This window comes from Pantoea sp. LMR881 (genome assembly GCF_027157825.1).
GTDB classification, from domain to species: domain Bacteria; phylum Pseudomonadota; class Gammaproteobacteria; order Enterobacterales; family Enterobacteriaceae; genus Pantoea; species Pantoea haifensis.
On the sequence record NZ_JAPVOK010000006.1, the window covers coordinates 142,120 to 160,841 of the forward strand.

At 49.4% G+C, this 18,722-nt stretch carries 12 protein-coding genes and 8 pseudogenes; 9 read left to right on the plus strand and 11 right to left on the minus strand.

The genetic code is table 11. The features are described from left to right. Positions 1-343: 343 nt before the first annotated feature. A complete protein-coding gene (locus tag O3W44_RS23495) occupies positions 344-1,738 on the plus strand; it encodes an SGNH/GDSL hydrolase family protein (RefSeq protein ID WP_269295074.1) in 1,395 nt (464 codons plus the stop codon). Next, positions 1,725-2,315, plus strand: coding sequence for an autotransporter outer membrane beta-barrel domain-containing protein (locus tag O3W44_RS23500; protein WP_269295075.1), 591 nt, complete (start codon positions 1,725-1,727; stop codon positions 2,313-2,315). The genes O3W44_RS23495 and O3W44_RS23500 overlap by 14 nt, the downstream gene beginning before the upstream one ends. Before the next feature lie 97 nt (positions 2,316-2,412). Here O3W44_RS23500 and O3W44_RS23505 read toward each other — a convergent pair whose 3' ends face one another. Both O3W44_RS23505 and O3W44_RS23510 read right to left on the minus strand, forming a co-directional pair. Next, the gene (locus tag O3W44_RS23505; RefSeq protein ID WP_269295076.1) at positions 2,413-2,682 is read right to left on the minus strand and encodes a hypothetical protein; all 270 of its coding nucleotides are present in this window, start codon (positions 2,680-2,682) and stop codon (positions 2,413-2,415) included. Continuing rightward, complete coding sequence (locus tag O3W44_RS23510; protein WP_269295077.1) at positions 2,637-3,278, minus strand: hypothetical protein; 642 nt, start codon at positions 3,276-3,278, stop codon at positions 2,637-2,639. Before O3W44_RS23510 ends, O3W44_RS23505 begins: the two co-directional genes overlap by 46 nt. Before the next feature lie 588 nt (positions 3,279-3,866). Between O3W44_RS23510 and O3W44_RS23515 the strand changes: the two genes are divergently transcribed. The 4 genes from O3W44_RS23515 to O3W44_RS23530 all read left to right on the plus strand — a co-directional run bounded on the left by O3W44_RS23515 (position 3,867) and on the right by O3W44_RS23530 (position 5,390). After that, the gene (locus O3W44_RS23515; RefSeq protein ID WP_269295078.1) at positions 3,867-4,118 is read left to right on the plus strand and encodes a hypothetical protein; all 252 of its coding nucleotides are present in this window, start codon (positions 3,867-3,869) and stop codon (positions 4,116-4,118) included. Positions 4,119-4,458: 340 nt separating this feature from the next. Further along, positions 4,459-4,983, plus strand: coding sequence for a CS1 type fimbrial major subunit (locus O3W44_RS23520; RefSeq protein WP_269295079.1), 525 nt, complete (start codon positions 4,459-4,461; stop codon positions 4,981-4,983). Next, positions 4,976-5,143, plus strand: coding sequence for a CfaE/CblD family pilus tip adhesin (locus O3W44_RS23525; RefSeq protein ID WP_269295080.1), 168 nt, complete (start codon positions 4,976-4,978; stop codon positions 5,141-5,143). Before O3W44_RS23520 ends, O3W44_RS23525 begins: the two co-directional genes overlap by 8 nt. Positions 5,144-5,258: 115 nt before the next feature. Continuing rightward, a complete protein-coding gene (locus O3W44_RS23530; protein ID WP_269295109.1) occupies positions 5,259-5,390 on the plus strand; it encodes a hypothetical protein in 132 nt (43 codons plus the stop codon). Here O3W44_RS23530 and rluF read toward each other — a convergent pair. Next, positions 5,356-6,222, minus strand: a pseudogene (rluF, locus tag O3W44_RS23535) (23S rRNA pseudouridine(2604) synthase RluF). The gene O3W44_RS23530 and the pseudogene rluF sit on opposite strands and share 35 nt — an antisense overlap. A gap of 147 nt (positions 6,223-6,369) precedes the next feature. Continuing rightward, positions 6,370-7,262 (minus strand): annotated as a pseudogene (locus tag O3W44_RS23540) (LysR family transcriptional regulator). A 113-nt stretch (positions 7,263-7,375) separates the two neighbouring features. On the opposite strand from O3W44_RS23540, the pseudogene O3W44_RS23545 reads away from it, so the two are divergent. Next, positions 7,376-8,580: pseudogene (locus O3W44_RS23545) on the plus strand (MFS transporter). 75 nt (positions 8,581-8,655) lie between these two features. Here the strand turns inward: O3W44_RS23545 and O3W44_RS23550 are convergent. After that, the gene (locus tag O3W44_RS23550; RefSeq protein WP_442954696.1) at positions 8,656-9,465 is read right to left on the minus strand and encodes a YbfB/YjiJ family MFS transporter; all 810 of its coding nucleotides are present in this window, start codon (positions 9,463-9,465) and stop codon (positions 8,656-8,658) included. A gap of 5 nt (positions 9,466-9,470) precedes the next feature. Then, the gene (locus tag O3W44_RS23560) at positions 9,471-10,070 is read right to left on the minus strand and encodes a YbfB/YjiJ family MFS transporter (protein ID WP_269295081.1); all 600 of its coding nucleotides are present in this window, start codon (positions 10,068-10,070) and stop codon (positions 9,471-9,473) included. Here O3W44_RS23560 and O3W44_RS23565 point away from each other — a divergent pair. After that, positions 10,022-10,800: pseudogene (locus tag O3W44_RS23565) on the plus strand (helix-turn-helix transcriptional regulator). The gene O3W44_RS23560 and the pseudogene O3W44_RS23565 overlap by 49 nt on opposite strands. Before the next feature lie 730 nt (positions 10,801-11,530). Here O3W44_RS23565 and O3W44_RS23570 read toward each other — a convergent pair. After that, positions 11,531-12,980: pseudogene (locus tag O3W44_RS23570) on the minus strand (flagellin N-terminal helical domain-containing protein). Between the two features lie 186 nt (positions 12,981-13,166). Further along, positions 13,167-13,917 (minus strand): annotated as a pseudogene (locus tag O3W44_RS23575) (SDR family NAD(P)-dependent oxidoreductase). Positions 13,918-14,092: 175 nt separating this feature from the next. On the opposite strand from O3W44_RS23575, the pseudogene O3W44_RS23580 reads away from it, so the two are divergent. After that, a pseudogene (locus tag O3W44_RS23580) lies at positions 14,093-15,007 on the plus strand (LysR family transcriptional regulator). A 75-nt stretch (positions 15,008-15,082) separates the two neighbouring features. Here O3W44_RS23580 and O3W44_RS25240 read toward each other — a convergent pair. From O3W44_RS25240 to O3W44_RS23600, 3 genes and pseudogenes are all read right to left on the minus strand, one after another. Continuing rightward, positions 15,083-16,573, minus strand: a pseudogene (locus tag O3W44_RS25240) (sensor domain-containing diguanylate cyclase). Positions 16,574-17,078: 505 nt separating this feature from the next. Then, entirely contained in the window at positions 17,079-17,960 is an 882-nt protein-coding gene (locus tag O3W44_RS23595) for a tyrosine-type recombinase/integrase (protein ID WP_269295084.1), read from the minus strand. After that, positions 17,924-18,112, minus strand: a complete 189-nt coding sequence (locus O3W44_RS23600; RefSeq protein WP_269295085.1) for a hypothetical protein — start codon at positions 18,110-18,112, stop codon at positions 17,924-17,926. Before O3W44_RS23600 ends, O3W44_RS23595 begins: the two co-directional genes overlap by 37 nt. Positions 18,113-18,722 lie beyond the last annotated feature (610 nt).

Genomic DNA, 18,722 nt, shown 5'->3' on the forward strand with positions numbered 1-18,722 from the left:
AAACAGACACTATAGCCTGCTGTCGCGCCAGCGAAGCCACGCTGAATAAATTGAGATGAACCACGCGCTTATCGATACAAAACAGATTTAACGCTGATTTCCCGCGCAGCCGGAAAATTCTTTGCCACACTGATAAAGATTTTCACTGGCTCAATTTTAATTTGTCCTTGTTTCTTCTCTGAAAGGATCACTTCGATTCTTTGCCTTAGCGGCATCGTTCCGCACGTTATGACGTGAAGTGGTAAACATTTCTCTTGCGCTGAAACGCTGCTGATAAAAGCGCAAGCCGTTGAACAATGCGGTCAGGCTTGCGGGCTTCAGTCTGACTGTTAATTCGGAGCTGATGATGAAGAATAATACCAATGCGTCCTCTCACACTTCCCTCGCGGTTATTACTACGCTAAGTGCTTTGTTGATGCCGGTTTCCGCTTCAGCATGGGATAGTCTCACCGTTTTCGGCGACAGCTTAAGTGATGGCGGTAATATTGGCCGTTACACCTGGGATGGCGCTACGCATCCGCTTTATGATGAAATCCTTGCTCAGAATATGGGACAAACGCTGCTTCCCTCTTCTCAGGGGAAGCAACTACGCCGCTGGAGGCGCGGTAGCGACGCCTTTACTGAATCCGGATCTCAATACGCAAGATCAGGTTTCTGCCTGGTTTACCGCCATGGGGGAAGGGCTGACAGCAATGGTCTGTATATTCACTGGATCGGTGGCAACGATCTGGCTGCGGCGGTCATCAGTCCGCTGTTCGCAACGGAAATTGTTGATAACAGCGCAACAGCGGCTGCCGCGCAGGTAAAAACGTTACTGGATGCAGGCGCGGGGGCAGTGATTGTGCCTACCGTTCCTGATGTAGGCGCAACGCCTGCAGTGACAGAAGCGATTCTCAGCCTGCTGGGGCCAGCCGCTGAACCTGCACTGGCGGCGGCGTTCCAGTCTCTTGACAGCGCCGTAACGCCGGATGCCGCATCACGCCAGCAGGCGATTGAAACGGCGCTGACGCAGGCGGCGTCTGAAATTTCCTCCATTCCCGCCGTGCGTGATGCGCTGGCCCAACAGCTGATTGCCGCCTGGCAAACCATAAGCGACCAGGCGGCAACGTTAACCGACCGTTATAACCAGCTTGAAGAGAGTGGATTGGTGGCTACCCGGGGCAATATTGTGCGGGTTGATGTTAACGGTTTATTTAGTGAAGTGATTGCCAATCCCGCTCTTTATGGCATCAGCAACACGGCGGGAATGGCTTGCCCAACCGGTGTTTCAGCCTCAGTCTGTACCTCATCTACGCCTGGATTCTCCAGCGCACAAAGCTATCTGTTTGCTGACCGTTTACATCCTTCCCCGGCGGTGCATGCGCTTATCGCAGATTATATTCAGTCAGTGCTGGATGCGCCTCTGCAGGTGGCGGCGCTGACGCAATCCCCGCTGGCAATGGTGCGTGACGTACATAATACGCTGGATGGGCATTTGCAACAGCAGCGCCATCGACCTGCCAGCGCAGGCCAGCTCACGGTTTTTGGTGGCTATGCGGGACAGCATTCAAACAGCAAAGGCGACGCCTGGAACGATGGCGACGCTACCACGACCAATCTGGCACTGGGTCTGGGATATCAGGTAACGGAAAACTGGCAGGCGGGCGCACTGCTTTTACTGCGAATCAGCACCAGCAGCCCTCATCCCGTTACGATTACCGCTTACGTGGTAACCTGGTGGCGCTGTGGAGCCAGTTAAGCATTCTGGATCAGGGTGGATCAACACCGATATTCACTATGCCGATTTGGATTTTGATGACATTGAGCGTCAGGTAAAGCTGGGGCCCGCTACCCGCACTGAGCAGGGCAATACCGGGGGCAAACTACTGGGGTTACGGGTGCAAACTGGCTGGGATTTGCCGTTGGGTTCTTATGTCACAACTGGCCCCGTTGCCAGTTATGCGCTTGACTATGCTCGCGTTGGCGGCTATCAGGAGCAGGGTAACAGCAGCAGCGCGATGCGCTATTACGATCAGACCACTCATTCTCAAATCGGTTCGCTGGGCTGGCGCATTGATACTCAGCAGCTGTCGGTCAATCCGTGGGCGCAGGTCAGTTATAACCATCAATTCGGTGATACTGACTCACCCGTGACGGCGGGGTTAAAATCCACACGCACGTCGTTCAGTCGTTCCGGCGAAGCGCGCGACGAAAACTGGCTGGATATGGCTGTCGGTGCGAACGTACCGCTTGGTCAGACGGTAAGTGCCTTTGCGGCGGTTTCTGCGGTGGGGGCGTCAGTGAATATAATGAAGTCACCTGGAATGTGGGTTTGAATGCAACGTTTTAAGCAGCGGTAAAAGCGGGTAAAAATTCAGTGAAGCGCAGCTATAAAAGCCAGCACAGCGAGTGCTCCTGTGCTGGCTTTCTGCATCAGTGACGGCTGGCACATCCACATTGTGCCATTTCTCCCGGCACTTCTTTACCCAGATGCGAGTGCCGAATTTGCAGTTCACCTCGCCGCCATAGGCCATTCTCATCATAACGGTTGTCCAGTAACCGGTTGAGAGCCTCTGTCACCAGTAAGTCGTTATGCTGTGACCAGCTTGTCAGGTGCCAGGTTGATGTGCGCGCTTCATCAATATCGCCAAAGCCCACTACAGCAATATGCGTCCCCTGACCAAAATCACGAATTGCCTGCATCGTGCCAAATGCCAGCAGATCATTTTCGCAAAGAGTGCCTCAATGCGCTCCGATGCCCGGGTACGCTTCAGGTAAGCCATCATTGCCTGGTAGGCCAGCTCGCGATCGTGACTGCCCGCCACCAGTACCTTTGCTGTTTTATCTGCCGCTTCTAAACCGGCGGCAAAGCCCTTCATTCGTCGCAAGGGTGAAGAAAGGCGTTCATATCCCTGCATGTAGCCAAAACGCTGGTGCCCCTGCGACAGCATCAGTTGCGCAATTTCTTCCCCGGCAGTGTAGTCATCAGCAGTGACAACCCGGGGATTGTTATGATCAGAGCTGCTGCACAGATGCATCAGGGTTGAAGATAACGCTTCAGCGGCTGCGTTTAGCGCGTCACGATAAACAGTCGAAACGACCAGCACGCCATCAATCGGTTGCTGCGTCATAAAGTGCATAACTGACTGACGATTCTCTGGCGAGTCGACATTCAGCAGCAGCGTCAGAGCGCCACGAGTATTAAGCTGGTGGGTCACTTCGTTCAGCATCTTCACAACGCAGGGATGAGTCAGCTCCTCGCTGATAACCCCAATTACCCTACCCTTACGTTCCGTCATTGTCTTTGCCTCTGTTATCGTCATTTTCGGTTTTTGTCTGGAATGATAATCAAAAAATAACAAAAAACATATCTGCAACATTTCAAATCTAATCCAGATCGGTCCGTTCAGAGAAAGGCAGTTGCCACAGGGATAAGTAAAAATGCCCTGCACGCTTAATCCTGAAGCTGTATATAGCAGGCCATGATTTTCTCAAACACTCCTTTTAAGAGCTTGTAATTTATTAAGGAGAGTTAATTTGCTTTTTTATGGTTTTTTGTTGCCTTCTGTTTTTCACTTAAATTCCTGTTAAATAACTCACTTAAAGTTGATTTAATTTTTCCGGAACTCAAAATACAGATCGCTCGTTAGCGGTGAAATATAAAACCCCAAAAACAACACGGATAGAGAAAAAATTTTACGGTTATTAAAAAGTTAAAATGAATATAAATGGATTGCGTCATATGTTATTCATGGTGTTGTCAATTTTTTTTTTGCTGCTCAGGCAAATATGACTGTTTACCCTATGGTCGTTGGTCTTAATGAAAAAGGTGAAGGAGTGTACGATTAATATCAAAATCACGGGACGTGCAGTTTGTGCAAACAAAGGTGTTTAAGATTATCAGTCCGGGGGCGCCAGATGAAAAAGAGATTGAAATTAAACCCGGAAAGGGAAGTGATTTGGTTGTCATGCCACCGAAATCGGCTATTCCCGGAGGAAGTAGCAAACTTATTCGTTTCGTGTCAATGAATATACCTGAAACAGAACAAATATATCGCGTGATGTTTGAAGGCGTACCATCACCGGATGATCCTGCATTGAGTAATGCCGGTAAAAGATTACGACAGATGTCAGTGTAAATCTTGTTTGGGAATTCTGGTTACTGTTCCTCCACGCAATCCGCAAATTTCCACTTCTCTGACTAAAGATCACAAGAAGTTAGAAAATAAGGGTAATCAGCGGATAAAAATCATTGATGTTGGATTAAGCCATCAAGGTAAGCCTGAAACAGCATGTCAATGGAAAACTGATAATATAAATTTATTTCCTGGGAGGTAATATCATTTACCATTAATAAAAAAACAAGGAAAAATAATCATTAAATACAAAAGCTGGCTTGGAAAAAACAAGGCCAACGAGTGTTTAATGTTAATCAAATGAAAGTAACGTTTATTTTTTGCTAAACACATTGCAACCAAATTGTTGATAAATAATGAATTTCTGTATGACATTACGTCTGAATTAAAAAGAATACATGGAAAACTTATATTACTAAACCTCTCACTTTTGCTGCTTTTTGTTTGCCTGACAGGTTCAGCTTATGCCGTTCAGAAAGATATCACTGTCACGGCGAACGTTGACCCGACAATTGATATGACGCTATCTGATGGTAGTGCCTTACCAAAATCTGTTGAGATGAAATATGTTTCAGGGACTGGTTTATCCCCGGTCTCTATGATGACCAGGATTGGGTCAAATGCAATGAGCGCCTCAGCGGGTGCTATTCATATGAAGTTAGTTACCGCGCCGCAGTTGGTTAATAATGCCGGTGCTACTACCAACACTATTCCTCCGGCAGTAAGCTGGGGTGGTCAGGCCTTGAGCGACACGACACCTGCTGATTTCACTACCGCCGTGCTTTTCCCTAACGGAAAAGAGGCTGCTACAACCGGCTCTCTGGCGAAGGAACTGAATATTTCTCAGGCTAAGAAAGGTAATGAATAATCAGAACATCGTCTGGACACAGATCAATCAGAATAAAATTCGTCCGGTCAGGCTACCGGGTATTACTACACCAGTGCTCTGTATACCAGCGCCGTTACAGCTCAGTGTCAATAAATTTTTGGTAAAGGATAAAACGCCGGGCATTATCGCGAAAAGCTAACAGTCATTTTCACGCCAACAGTAGATTAACCGTTCTTAATGTCGCAGAAGGCGTGTCGTGATATTTAACGGAATCTAAATTTCCGGCTGAGATTATTAGCCGTGCCGCACGGAGCATGGCGGCACGTAACAGTGAAAGCTATACCGGCGACACTTCTTCAACCGGACGTTTTCTTGCAACGGACAATTACCTGTACAGAACGAATGGCGTGCTTAGCGGCCCTTTTTCTTCCGCCCAGGCTGAGTAAAACGTTTGCGAGAGGCGAGGTTGCCAGCCGATTTTTCAGCATTTTTGGGGCCGCTATTACCCGGCTTTTTAGCTACCGCCTTAGCGGGCGTTTTTTGCTTTTTCACTTCCAGATGTTGAATTTTCAATCAGTTTAAACAACCCGATCAATTCATCGTCTGTTAAATCTCGCCATTCACCCAAAGGCAAGCCTTTCAGGCTGACGTTCATAATGCGGGTACGCTCAAGTTTGGTAACTTCATAACCAAAATGTTCGCACATACGGCGAATTTGACGGTTAAGCCCTTGCACCAGCGTGATACGAAACACAAAGGGTGCCTCTTTCTTCACCTTGCATTTTTGGTAACCGTTCCGAGCATTGGCACACCGGCACCCAAACCGTGGATGAACTCATCAGTCACGGGTTTGTTGACGGTCACCATGTACTCTTTTTCATGATCGTTGCCGGCGCGTAAGATTTTATTCACTAAATCGCCGTGATTGGTCAGGAAAATCAGCCCCTGAGAATCTTTATCCAGGCGGCCAATAGGGAAGACTCGTTTACTGTGATTCACAAAATCAACAATATTGTCTTTTTCACCCTCTTCGGTGGTACTGACAATGCCAACCGGTTTATTTAACGCAATCAATACCAGATCGTCTTCATTACGTGGCTCAATAAGCTGACCATTAACTTTTACCACATCGCCAGCTGATACCTGATCGCCAATCGCGGCCCGTTTGCCGTTAATAAAAACATTCCCTTGTTCAATGTAGCGATCGGCTTCACGACGAGAACAGATCCCGCTCTCGCTGATGTATTTGTTAAGGCGAATAGATGAGTTGATCAGCATGGTTCCTCCGTAAAAAAGCGGACTATACCTTACCGGGCACAGGTTGCGAAGTCTGGACAAAAGGAATCAACTGACCAAAAGGCGTGACGTGATCGGAGCGGTGTCATACTCGCCTTTATTTATCTGTATCAGGGGCATCATCTCTTATTAAGACGCGGTGCGTTGCCCCTGATATTTCACGGCCTCGACAAAGACAGAAAAGGCCGAAGACGTATTTCTTCTGTGAGGATAATAGAGATGATAGCCCTCGAAATAGGGACTCCAGTCTGCCAGAACCTCAATAAGACGCCCCTCTTTAATATGCTCTTCTACCATATAATCAGGAAGATACGCCAGGCCGATGCCGTCAAGGGCAGCGTTGAGGATATGAATGTTACTGTTTGCGGTGAACTGGCCATTAACCCGGACGTTGATTTTTCGCTCATCTTTCTCAAACTCCCAGGCATAAGCACTTCCACCAATAGCGTGTCGAATGTTTATGCAATTGTGAGTGGTTAACGCCTGTGGGTGATGAGGTTTTGGATTATGGCTGAAATAATCAGGCGAGCCCACCACTGACAGGCGCCAGTCCGGTCGAGGCGAACAGCAATCATATCAAGGCTGATTGATTCACCGAGGCGTATACCGGCATCAAAGCGTTCACTGACAATATTGGTAAAACCATAATCGATACAAATTTCTACGTTGATGTCTGGATACTGGCGGAAAAACGCAGGTAAAACAGGCCGCAGTAATTGTTCAGCCGCATCATCTGAACAGGTCAGGCGAATATTTCCGGCTGGCTTATCTCTCATTTCACCGATTCTGTCGATTTCTGTGTTTATCTGCTCAAAAAGTGGACCAACTGACTGTAATAACCGTTCTCCCGCTTCAGTGGGGGCAACATTACGTGTTGTGCGGGCAAGTAACCTCACTCCCAGCCTTTCCTCAAGATGCTTTACCGTATGGCTCAGTGCAGAAGGCGTAACGCCAAGAGTACGTGATGCTTTGGTAAAACTTTGTTCTTTAGCCACTGCCAGAAAAGCCAGGATGTCATTCATAACGGAGACGCTTATTGTTGAGTAAAATTCAAAGTACTTAAAAATTACCCTGGATAATCAAAGCTATCAAACTGTTTTAAACTGGGTGCTGAATTTTTAACGGAACAGAAAAAATGCCTACAGCGCCTGCCACTTCAGACAATAAAACACACGTCAGCCATCATCCCGCATGGGGAGCCATCTTTTCAATGACGCTCGGGGTGGTTGTTCTTATTGCCTCGGAGTTTATGCCGGTAAGCCTGCTGACACCGATTGCTGACGATCTAGGCCTCAGCCAGGAAATGCGGGTCAGGCCATTTCAGTATCGGGGCTGTTCGCAGTGATTACCAGTCTGCTGAACACACCGCTTACAGGGCATATCGATCGTAAAAAGTCCTGCTGAGCTTCACTTTTCTGCTGACGATTTCAGGCCTGATGGTAACGCTGGCGACCAATGGTATAACCTTTATGGCGGGACGTGCGCTGTTGGGTGTTGCTATCGGTGGTTTTTGGTCAATGTCGACGGCCACCGTGATGCGTCTGATCCCCGCTCATGCCGTCGCCAAAGGGCTGGCATTGATTAATGGCGGTAACGCGCTGGCAGCCACCGTTGCTGCACCACTAGGCAGTTTTCTGGGCCAGTATATCGGCTGGCGAGGATCTTTTTCATTGTGGTGCCTTTGGCTGTTATGGCTTTTATCTGGCAGTGGCGCAGCATTCCCCTGATGCCAGCGACTACAGCAAAAAGCCATTCGGCTAACCCTTTTCTTTACTTCGCATGCCACAGGTGGCGCTGGGAATGACAGGCATTATGTTCCTGTTTATGGGGCAGTTTGCCATTTTCACTTACCTGCGCCCTTTTCTGGAGGAGATCACGCGGGTTTCGGTGACGCAACTTTCACTAATGCTGTTAGCTTTGGGTATTTTTGGACTGGCTGGCACCGGGTTTATCGGGCATTTATTGCAACGAGGCCTTTACGCATACCTGATCGCGATACCGCTTGCCATGGCGCTGATAGCGGGATTGCTTATCGGGGCGGGCGCTTCTTTTATGGTTGTAACGATTTTACTGGCCGCATGGGGCCTGATTTCTACGCCAGCGCCGGTAGCGTGGGGACTCTGGCTCAGTAAAGCCTTGCCAGAAAATGCTGAAGCGGGCGGCGGGCTGATGGTGGCCACTATCCAGCTGGCGATTACTGTCGGAGCAGGCCTGGGCGGGATTCTGTTTGATGCTGTCGGTTGGTGGAGTCCTTTTGCGCTTGGACTGGTTCTTCTGATTGCTTCTGCACTCTTTGCATGGGCAGCACAAAAGAGAGTGCAAACCTTTCTCTTTCTGTAGCTGATTGATGATAACAGTTACCGGTCTGGTCAATGGCTCTTCCTTAAAATGGGAAGAGCCAGGTTGTTTTTAGCCTTAAGCGTTGCTTTTCCCCGGCTGGATGAGTGTCATGACGCTAACCCCGCCTGCAATAAGCCCTGCCGCCGCCAGGATAATGGCCTCATTTAACGTACCAGACACCGCCACGCTTGCTGAAGAGAGCAGCGGACCGGCCAGCTGCCCGGTTGCATAACCAGAAGTCAGTAAGCCGACCATTCGGGCCAGTGAGCCTGTTGAAATCTCACGAGCGAAACGCATTGTCAGCTGCATAATTGAAAGAAATCCCAGCCCGGTTAACACAGTGGAGAGTAAAAGGCCCGCAGTGCTCTGCATAACCACTGAGGCCGCCACGCCAACACCCTGCAGCATCATTGCGGCCGCCAGACAACGCTGCGTATTGAAGCGCGCCGCAAAAGAATCACCAGCGCCACTCCGGCTACAGCAGACAGGCCGAACAGGGGCCAGAAAAAGGCGGCCAGATCCCCTTCCGGGAAGGCGCTGTGGGCCATCTGAGCAAGAAAGGTGGCCGGCAGAATGTAACCGAACCCGGCCAGAGAGTAGATAACCACCAGCTTTTTTCAATTCCTTGCTAACGGGTGGATGCAGGTCAGCATGGGCGCTGACCGGACCAAATTCAGCCGGAAGCGCACGGCAGATCAACAGACTAATAATCAGTGCCACAGCACCATAGATATACCAGGCGTAAGAGGAACTGAAGTGAAAGCAAGCCATCAACCATGCCAGCACACCGGTTAGCGTGATCCCGACGCCGGGACCAGTAAAAACGGCCGCAGAGAGGCGGGGCGCATTATTGTTACCCAGCCTGAGCTGCGTCCATGAAGTCACTATAATCAGTGCCCAGGCACCCCTGCGCCTGCAACGAGACGGAACAGGCACTGAAGGATAAACGAAGAGGTCGTGCCTGAAAGCAGCGTTACGAGCACCGTTGCCAAAATGCCTGCTTTGAGAAAAAAGGCATGACCCTGTTTCATCCGGCTGACGTGTATGGCTCCGGCTAAATAGCCAATGTAATTCATCGCGGCCACTATTCCTGCACCAGACAGGGTGAGATAGCCGTCCCCTATCATTAAGGGGATCTGGGGTGTCAGTGAAAAGCGGCCGATGCCCATCACGGTTACCAGCGTTAAAATACCGGTGAGCATAATGATGAAATTATTTGTACGGCTGTCGTTCATTCTTAAAGTTATCCGGTCACGTCTGTAATATTGTCTGGCCTGGCACAAGATGCCCGGCCTTGCGGTAGCTGTTATCATCGGCACTGATGAAAATGAAAAGTGAAAATCCTCTTTACCCTCAGCGGCGGCGACAATAATAAACGCTGTATGAAAGGTGAAAAGAGGAGACGTTATCCTGTGATTACAGGTCATACTCAGGAACATTTGTGCCCAGACATACCGATATAAAAAGCTTCCTTTTAAAACACCGGGCAAAATTAAACCCAGAGGAGTACGGATTTAGCTCACTTAACCGGCGTGTTAAAGGATTGCGCAGAGAAGAAGTAGCGCAGCTGGCTGCGGTAAGTGTCAGTTGGTATACGTGGCTGGAGCAGGGAAGGGATATCCGGATTTCACCGGCTGCACTTAACCGTATTGGTAAAGTGCTTCAGTTAACGGATGTTGAGCAGCAATATCTCAACGCCGTTATTTTTGGGGGCGGGCAGCTGACGCAAAATCTGTCTGATCTCTCTGTTGAAGTGATGGCAATGGTTGATGCCCTGCATCCTCACCCGGCTTTTGTCCGGCGTGCCAATATGGATATTCTTTACTGGAACGACGCTGTTCGGGACAAGATTTTTGACTGGTCAGTGATCCCAGAGTCAGAAAGAAATTCCCTAAAACTGATGTTTATTAATGAGGATTACCGCAAGCGGATAGCGCACTGGGAAAAGCGGCGAAGCATACCCTTGCTTCATTTCGATCATATCAGGCGGCCGCGGGCAATACTCATGTGTTTGAAAATGTCATTACTGACCTGATGTCCAGAAGTACCCTGTTTCGTGAAATGTGGGAACAGCACGATGTCAGCCGCGTGGGAGCAGGAAACAAAGCCATCATTGATGATAACGGCGTGCTCCATTACTACACCTATACGGCATTAGAAATTGAAAACAGTCCGGGCATCTTTTTGATTTTTTATCTTGAAAAATCAGGCGATCAGTAACATACAGCCGGGGCGCGTTTGTTAACGTGCGATACCATAACAGGATAAAGCGGCATTTAGTTACAGCATCCACTAATTTATGTTGCCGACACCCGCATTCCACAGAAACGACAAAGCTCATCCTGATCATGATTTTGGTGCACACCGGAAACACTCTGCCCATCCTGAGCCACGCTGTACAAACCTCGCACACGCGCCAGGATTGACCCTCCTGAAAAGGCGGCCGGCCCCGGCCTTAGGCCGGGAGTCTGTTTTTCACGTTAACGATTGTTGTAACTAATACGCCTCTCTTACCTTTCACGTCACAACATGCAGAAGCAGTTCGTTCAGCAGCAGGGGCCACAGATACCCCGGAGACGGCTGCGTGACATCTTGCAGAGTCCGCTGAAATTTTTATCTGCATATGTTAAAGGGAATTATGAGGGCGGTTTACTACCTTAGTACCCGAATAAACGCTAATGCCCCGGTTGATGATTTGTTGTATCACCTGTGCATTAACCGCATGAGCCCCGACAGGAATCGATATCCCTGAATGGTTTTTAAGCCATTATCATCGCTATGAAGAGAAGTGTGATAAAACCGATTAAAGATACAGAAGACGCTTCTTGAGATCGTTTGAGTGGTACGCCGTATCGAAGCTCCCCACAGAATACCAGAAGCCGCTCAGACAGCGGTGCTGAAGCAACAGCACCGCTATTAAAAATCCATTTCTTCCATGCGTTCAAAATCCTTAACTGTTGAGCAGCGATAACACGGCTTGCGGCGTCTGGTTGGCAATCTTCAACGCGGCGTTTTGTCCCTGCTCAAGAATTTGCGCCCTGGCTAACCGGCTCGCTTCCAGCGCATAATCAGCATCCTGAATGCGGCTTCGGGCTGCCTGCGTCGCGGTATTCTGCTGCGCCAAAACCGTTTTATTAGACGTGTAGCGGTTTATCTTTGCACCATAAGTTGAGCGATAGCTGCTCACTTTATCCAGCGCCGCGTCTAATGCATTCATGGCGGTTGAAACAGATGCATCAGAAATCAGGCTGGTATTACTTAATCCTAAGGATTTCGTATCTGTTGGCGTCGGCTCGATAGTATCGGACTGCACCTGCTGACCAAAGCTGGCACTGGTCACTACGTCAAATGGCCGGCTCTGTTTAGGCGGAACCGTCGGCGTAACCGTCGGCTGCGGCAATGTTCCCCGGGTCAGATTACTGGTAAATGAACCATTCCCGACGACGACGACAATCAGATCTTCACTGACGTTATCAAGGGTGATACGTTCCTGCCGGTTAGCGCCGTTCGTCCCGTCGTTAAACTCACCTGCAGCAACATCTTCATAACGGTCACCGTCACCGCTATAACTGATATTCATCCCGTTATAGCTAAGCGTATCGCTGCCATTCAACGCCAGGTGGCACCACCTGTGATTAATTGCGAATCATCATAGGTGGCACCACTGGCAAAAGCCATTACTGGTAGTGAGTAATTTAGTCGTAGCAGAAGCATCGTCAGTAATACCTTTACTGACCAGGTGTAATCCGGATCGCTTCCGTCTATTGGCGTACCCACCAGATGCTTACCATCACGGGTAAACAGCTGCAAATCATCATCTTGTCCCAAAGCGTCAATGGTGATGGTGATATTGGTGGCGCCAGCGGAATATACGCTAACGGCACGACCCCAGAGTTGAAAGAGTAATTCTGGCCCGGCACCGGAAATTTGGTGTTAATCGGCTCCACGTTCCCCAACAGAACGGGTGGCATTTCCGGTGAGTCGGTTGCCAGAGGATACTGGCCAAATATCTCAGTCTGACTGGCAATATCATTGATACCTGCGAGGATTTGCTGGTATTCATTATCAATGCTTTGCCGGTCTGATTCTGACATCGTGCCATTCGCCGCCTGGATAGCCAGACTCTTGGCCCGGATAAGTAACTGACTTACCTGACTTAAGCTGCCTTCGGCGGTTTGTGAGTAGCTGATAGCATCATCCAGACCGCGCGCGACCACGCTGTCTGCATTGATATTAGCGGTCATACGATTAGCAATCGCTTGTCCCGCCGAATCATCTTTTGCGCCATTAATGCGTAACCCCGATGAGAGGCGCTCAATGGACTTTGCCAGCTCTGACGAGTTTGTTTTGCGCGTTTTATTCGATAGCGCGGCGGTTTCATTATGATTTATTGTTAACATAATCGCTGTGTGCAGGTGTTGTAATAATTTGAGTTATCGGCTGCGCGGTAACCGGCTTTAGACAGAAGATCAAAAAAACAGCACCCGATCACTAACAGTGACGTAAAACTATTTACATTAAGACAAAAGGCAGAAACGGTAATGTTGTTTCTGCCTGCCCGGTGAATATAAGGTGCGTCCGGCCTGTTAAACCTGAGCCATGCCTCCATCAACAAACATCTCTGTTGCGTTGATAAAACTGGCTGCATCTGAGGCGAGAAATGCCACTACTTTGCCAATTTCCTGCGGTTCACCCAGTCGGCCTAAAGGTACCTGCGCCGCCAGCGCATCGAATAATCCCTGTCGGTGTTCTTCACTCACGAGCTCTCCTAAACCCGGCGTGCGCACCGGTCCCGGACTGACGGCATTGACACGAATACCTCGATCTTTGAGATCCAGCGCCCACGAACGTGCAAAGTTACGAACAGCAGCTTTACTGGCACTATAAACGCTAAATCCGGCGGTTCCCTGCACTGACGTAGTGGAAGCCGTCAGGATCACCGACGCGCCCCCTCAGTCAGTAACGGCAGAGCTTTCTGCACTGTGAATAACACGCCGCGAACATTGGTTGCGAAAATGCGATCAAAATGTTCTTCAGTAATCGCGCCCAGTGCCTGCATGTCGCCACCGCCTGCATTGGCAAAAGTATATCCAGTCGTCCACTACGTTGAGCGATTTGTGCATACACCCTATCCAGATCGGAAAGAACAGAAGCATCGGCGCGAATACCCAACGCTGTCGGGCCAATGGCAGAGACGGCGGCATCCAGTTCCTGCTGACGACGCCCCGTAATAAAAACCTGCGCGCCTTGTGCTGCCAGCTCCTGCGCTGAGGCCAGGCCAATCCCACTGGTTCCACCGGTAACAAGGGCAATTTTTCCGCTAAGTGGCTTATTCATGATTCTCTCCAGATTAAGTGATGACGTTATGTTGTCCTGGCAGATGGCGCTAGCAGTCAGTCGCTTACTTGCCGGGAATGGGATCACTGTAAACAAGGGACGGTTATAGATAAATTATGTAAAATAAGAATCACTATTCACCTGTGTGGATAATCAACCTTAAGTGAGGAAAAGCATGGATCAGTTAATGGCGATTCGGGCATTTGCGCGCGTTGTGGAAGCAGGAAATTTTACGCGCGCTGCAGATTCCTTAAACATGCCCAACGCAACGCTGAGCAAAATGGTGCAGGAGCTGGAGGCACATCTGGGGATCAGGTTGTTGCAACGTACCACGCGGCGGGTAACAGTTACGCCCGAGGGTGGGATTATTATGAAAAAAACAACGCGCGTTTTACGGGATTTAGAAGATATTGACACTTCGTTCAGTTCAGTGCGGAGTAAACCCCGCGGGCACTTACGTGTTGACGTCGGAGGCTCAACGGCAAGGGAAGTACTCATTCCACTCCTGCCCGATTTTCTGTCACGCTATCCCGACATCAGGATGGATCTTGGCGTGTCGGATCGCCCGGTCGATCTCATCAGCGACAACGTTGACTGTGTCATTAGAGGCGGCGCTCTTAATGACTCCACAATGATTGCCCGTCATCTCGGTGATGCGCATCTGATTACCTGCGCCACGCCGGGTTACCTCAAATCTTTTGGCGTACCGGCATATCCGGAAGAACTCAAAAACGGCCACAGGCTCGTCAGCTACCTCTCCCCAAACAGGCCGGGCGACGCCGTTTCGTTTCGAACGAGACGGAGAGAAAGTGGAGATTAAAACAGAGCACCGCATTGGCGTTAATGAAAGCAACGCGCATCTTGCTGCCGCGCTGGCGGGATTAGGGATTATTCAAACCTTTACTTACGCGCTGGCTCCAGCGATACAAAATGGGTTAATGGTAGAAATCCTGCCAGCATGGCGACCAGCCACTTATCCTTTCATGTTGTTTACCCGCAAAACCGACACGTTACGCATCGCCTGCGGGTTTTCATTGAATGGCTACTTGAATGTTTTCCTGAGCGGGTAAAAGGCAGTCGCCTGATTTAACCCCTTTACATGCACAGGCTGTTCCCGTTTTCTGTGGCTACGTTTTCGTACCTGCTAACCCTCTGTCAGCAGACGTTATAGTGAGGCCTGGTCTCTTCCCTTATGCTTGGCCTGATAGAGTGCAGCATCAGCCTGCGTCAGTAACTGCTGTATATCAGCGTCATTGCCACTGCCGGTTAATGCGGCACAGCCCGCGCTGATAGTGACAACTTTAGCCGGAAAATCGCTCGCCGCATGGCCTATTTTATGGCTTCGCACCGCTTCAACCGCTTTTTGAGCCACGCTGTAAGCGTCATTTAACGCCGTCTCCGGCAAAATAATGGCAAACTCTTCTCCACCATAGCGGGCACCACAGATCCTGAAAGCGATGAGCCAGAGTTTTAATGATCTCGCCCACCAGGCGAAGACATTCATCGCCGCTCACATGCCCATAAACGTCGTTGTAACGCTTGAAAAAATCCACATCTATCGTAATCAGAGATACAGGATGGCCACTGACCGCTGAGCGTAAAGAGACTCTTTTAAATACACATCAAATTGCCTGCGGTTCGCCAGTCCTGTCAGGCCATCCACCATTGCCATGGCCTTCAGATTGCTGTTCAGGACGGTGAGTTCGTCACGTAACTGAGCAAGCTGAGCCTGATAACGCAAATTCATTCTTACCTGGCGCAGGATAAAGATCCCATCGCCAGAATACCTGCCAGTAACGCAAGATTAAGCGTGACATCCTGCACCCGACTTTTCATCCACTGCTGAATCAGGTTTCGTCTGTCGCAGCCCGCCGCAACAACGAGAGGATAGCGATCTGAGCGGGCGAAGCCAAATATTCGCTTTTGCCCGTCAAGCGCCGCACTCCATTGTCCGCTGCCACGATCGGACTTCATTAACATTTCACGAAACAGCCAGCTTGAAGAGAGATTTTTACCAATGTAGCTGTCTGGCATAGGGCGAGCATAAAGTACGGTGCTATCGGCGAGCATTAACACCAAAACGTCACGTTTACCCATCTCATAATAAGCATAGTAACGTCTGAAATAGTCTACTTTGATGGTGGCCAGCAGAACGCCCTCAAAACCGCCGCCCATACTGTTAACCCGCATTGAAACGGAATAACAAGATCACCGGTACTGCGGCTTCGAATAACAGGGCCGATATGACGCTGTTGCGGGGATTGTTGCGGTGGTATGAGAAGTACTCGCGATCGGCGTTATTTATTCCTGCTGGTACCGGTTGAGCAGAGGTCGCAATCCATTTGCCATTGGCATCGTAATAGAACAGGCCGTGCAGTTGCGGCAAACGGCTTTTCAAATCACGCATAATAAGACTAAGGCTGTCGCCATTTACGCCAGTGGAGATCTCATCCTGCGTCTCGCTGCAACTCTCTGAGCGTAATTTCAGTCTGGAGAAAAGTATCTTCTGCCTGTCGCGCCTGAGAGAGAGAGAAAGGTTAATTGCCGTTTCTTCTGCTGTTCTGACAGTTCTTTGCCAGGACTGGCTAAGTGACCACGCATTAATTGACAACACAGCCAGAATTAACAGCGCGCCAAACGCCTTGATACTTTGCATCAAAGGTGACCGCAGAGGCTGCTCAGCCTCTGGTTTTGTGTCTGCTGTTTTTATTAAAAATTTTCGTCTTTCCATGGTTACAGTAAAGCACAGTTAATGATAAAAACAGGCGCTTGCAACGCAAGGAGAGCGTTCGGGCCAGCCATGAACGTTATCAGTGACGGGAATGGCATTTTCGCTGTAAACAAGCTAAGGCGAGATAAAAACGGAGAAGTCAATATGCGTTACACTGTCACTCAAAAAGCGCCCTGATAATGCTTTAAAACCCGTCAGGCAGTGCGATACGACCTGATACAAGTGAACAGTAAAAGCGCACCGCGATACGGTTCAGGCAAGATTAGGTGATTTCATACTTTTTCTATACACAGGCTGTCCCCATTTTCTGTGGATAACCCGTGCTGGTATAGACAACTGTCAGGATGTGATGCGTTACGGGCGGTGTACCTGCCTGACCCGATGAAAAGCTCATTCTTTAGCTGCGCATTTTCACCAGACTAAAGCAGGCTCACGGTGTATCGGATTGCTGTTGTTCCATCAAATCAACCATCGCCCCTTTGTGTGCATCAACATTTCGAATGTAGCGCATCAACGTTTCGGGCTTTTTCGGTGCCTTCCTGCATGATTTGCGCCACCGGATACCCTTTTTTGCCATATCCTGTGCCGCGCCCACCCGGGCGCTGTGTCCGCTCCAGCCGCGATAACGATTTTTATTGGTTTTCACCGGCTTAACAGGCCCCGCAGCGCGCCGTGCCTGTGCAAAAATCTCTTCAAGTGCCGGCGTGCTCATCGGGCGCTCTGTGTTAACGATCCTTGTCTGAACGATGAACCGGACAAAAAATGAAAGCATCAGGTTCACCCGCCAACCCGCAGCGGCAATCCACTTCGTCAGACGACGTGATGAGAGGGCACTCAGTGCTTTGATCAGGCCGCCGGTTTGCACAATGGTTTTAGTCCATGCTACGTCGAGAATGATTCGGCCATCTTCAGCCCGGCTGATATCTCGCACCCGCAAACGTGCCAGTTCACTGACGCGCAAAAGCGTGCTGTAGGCCACATGTAAAAAGGCCAGATTACGGACGTCCTGCTTGCGTGTTGATACAGACCAGAGTGCATCCAGCTTCATCAAATCTGCCAGCCGGAACGGCACAGCCTGTCCGGTTCGTTCACCTGCCACTACCGCTGTGCGGTTGATTTTTTTAAGGGTGCGGAACACCAGAGGTGAGGTATTCGGCGGCTGAATCCCCGCGTTACGGTGTAACATTGAGATCAGTGAAGCGTGGGTAGAGATAGTTGAAGAAGCCCGGCCACTGGCCTGTAAAAAGGTGAGATAGTCACGTAAATCATCTGACGTCATCGGCAGAAAGCTGCGGCTATTTTTTGCGCCCATTGATAACTGATGCGCATTACGCTGAGTAACTGACGCCAGGTATTCGGTGAAAACGCCTCACGGTCTTGCACAAATGCCTCAAGCTGCGCGGACAGATCTTCTCTGATAGCCGTCAGTGGAAGCACGGCACTGGATTGTATAATTTCTGTCATATCTGCTCGTAATCCGGCTCGTTAAGAATTGATCGCGCTACGCCAGTTCTGACGGGTTATCCCTCTGCTCATGCTTCCAGAATTCGCGTAGCGGCGTCATTTAAGGGTCAGTTATCTACACCGTTTTGCTTGCAGTTATCTTACCCGTTCCGTTGCGCTGTCATGGCTTCATATAATGCTCATTATATTAACTTATGTGATGAGCAGACATCGGCGTCCCTTGATTTTATAAGGATAGAAACGGTAAGCGTGACAACCCGGTTTGTCGCTGTCGGTTCGCCCTCACAGACGCTTTACTTAGTCCGGGAAGCCCGCGCGTGGTAATAAGGAGAAAAGATGAGAGGTTTGAGTAAAAATTAAAAGATGCACTAACGTTAATTTGAGTCCAGCCACAAATCAAACAAGCACGCAGTAAAATAATAACCGGTCCTGTTTTGGGGATTTTTATCCTGGGGTTATTTTTTATAACACTGAAAAAGCATTAATGCCTGATTAGCTTAACTCTTAGCGTAGTCAGACTTTTATCCACTGTCATTTATGTATCTGCTCTTAATAAAAAGGAATTAAATTAAAACGCAATCTACTAATTTTACTCTTCTTTAAACCACAA

Excerpts from the sequence above, each read along its gene's own strand:
- O3W44_RS23600 (WP_269295085.1), bottom strand. The coding sequence starts at position 18,112 with ATGACAGAAATTATACAATCCAGTGCCGTGCTTCCACTGACGGCTATC.
- O3W44_RS23530 (WP_269295109.1), top strand. The coding sequence starts at position 5,259 with ATGGCGGCACGTAACAGTGAAAGCTATACCGGCGACACTTCTTCAACC.
- O3W44_RS23505 (WP_269295076.1), bottom strand. The coding sequence starts at position 2,682 with ATGCAGGCAATTCGTGATTTTGGTCAGGGGACGCATATTGCTGTAGTG.
- O3W44_RS23525 (WP_269295080.1), top strand. The coding sequence starts at position 4,976 with ATGAATAATCAGAACATCGTCTGGACACAGATCAATCAGAATAAAATT.
- O3W44_RS23595 (WP_269295084.1), bottom strand. The coding sequence starts at position 17,960 with ATGGGCGCAAAAAATAGCCGCAGCTTTCTGCCGATGACGTCAGATGAT.
- O3W44_RS23510 (WP_269295077.1), bottom strand. The coding sequence starts at position 3,278 with ATGACGGAACGTAAGGGTAGGGTAATTGGGGTTATCAGCGAGGAGCTG.
- O3W44_RS23495 (WP_269295074.1), top strand. The coding sequence starts at position 344 with ATGATGAAGAATAATACCAATGCGTCCTCTCACACTTCCCTCGCGGTT.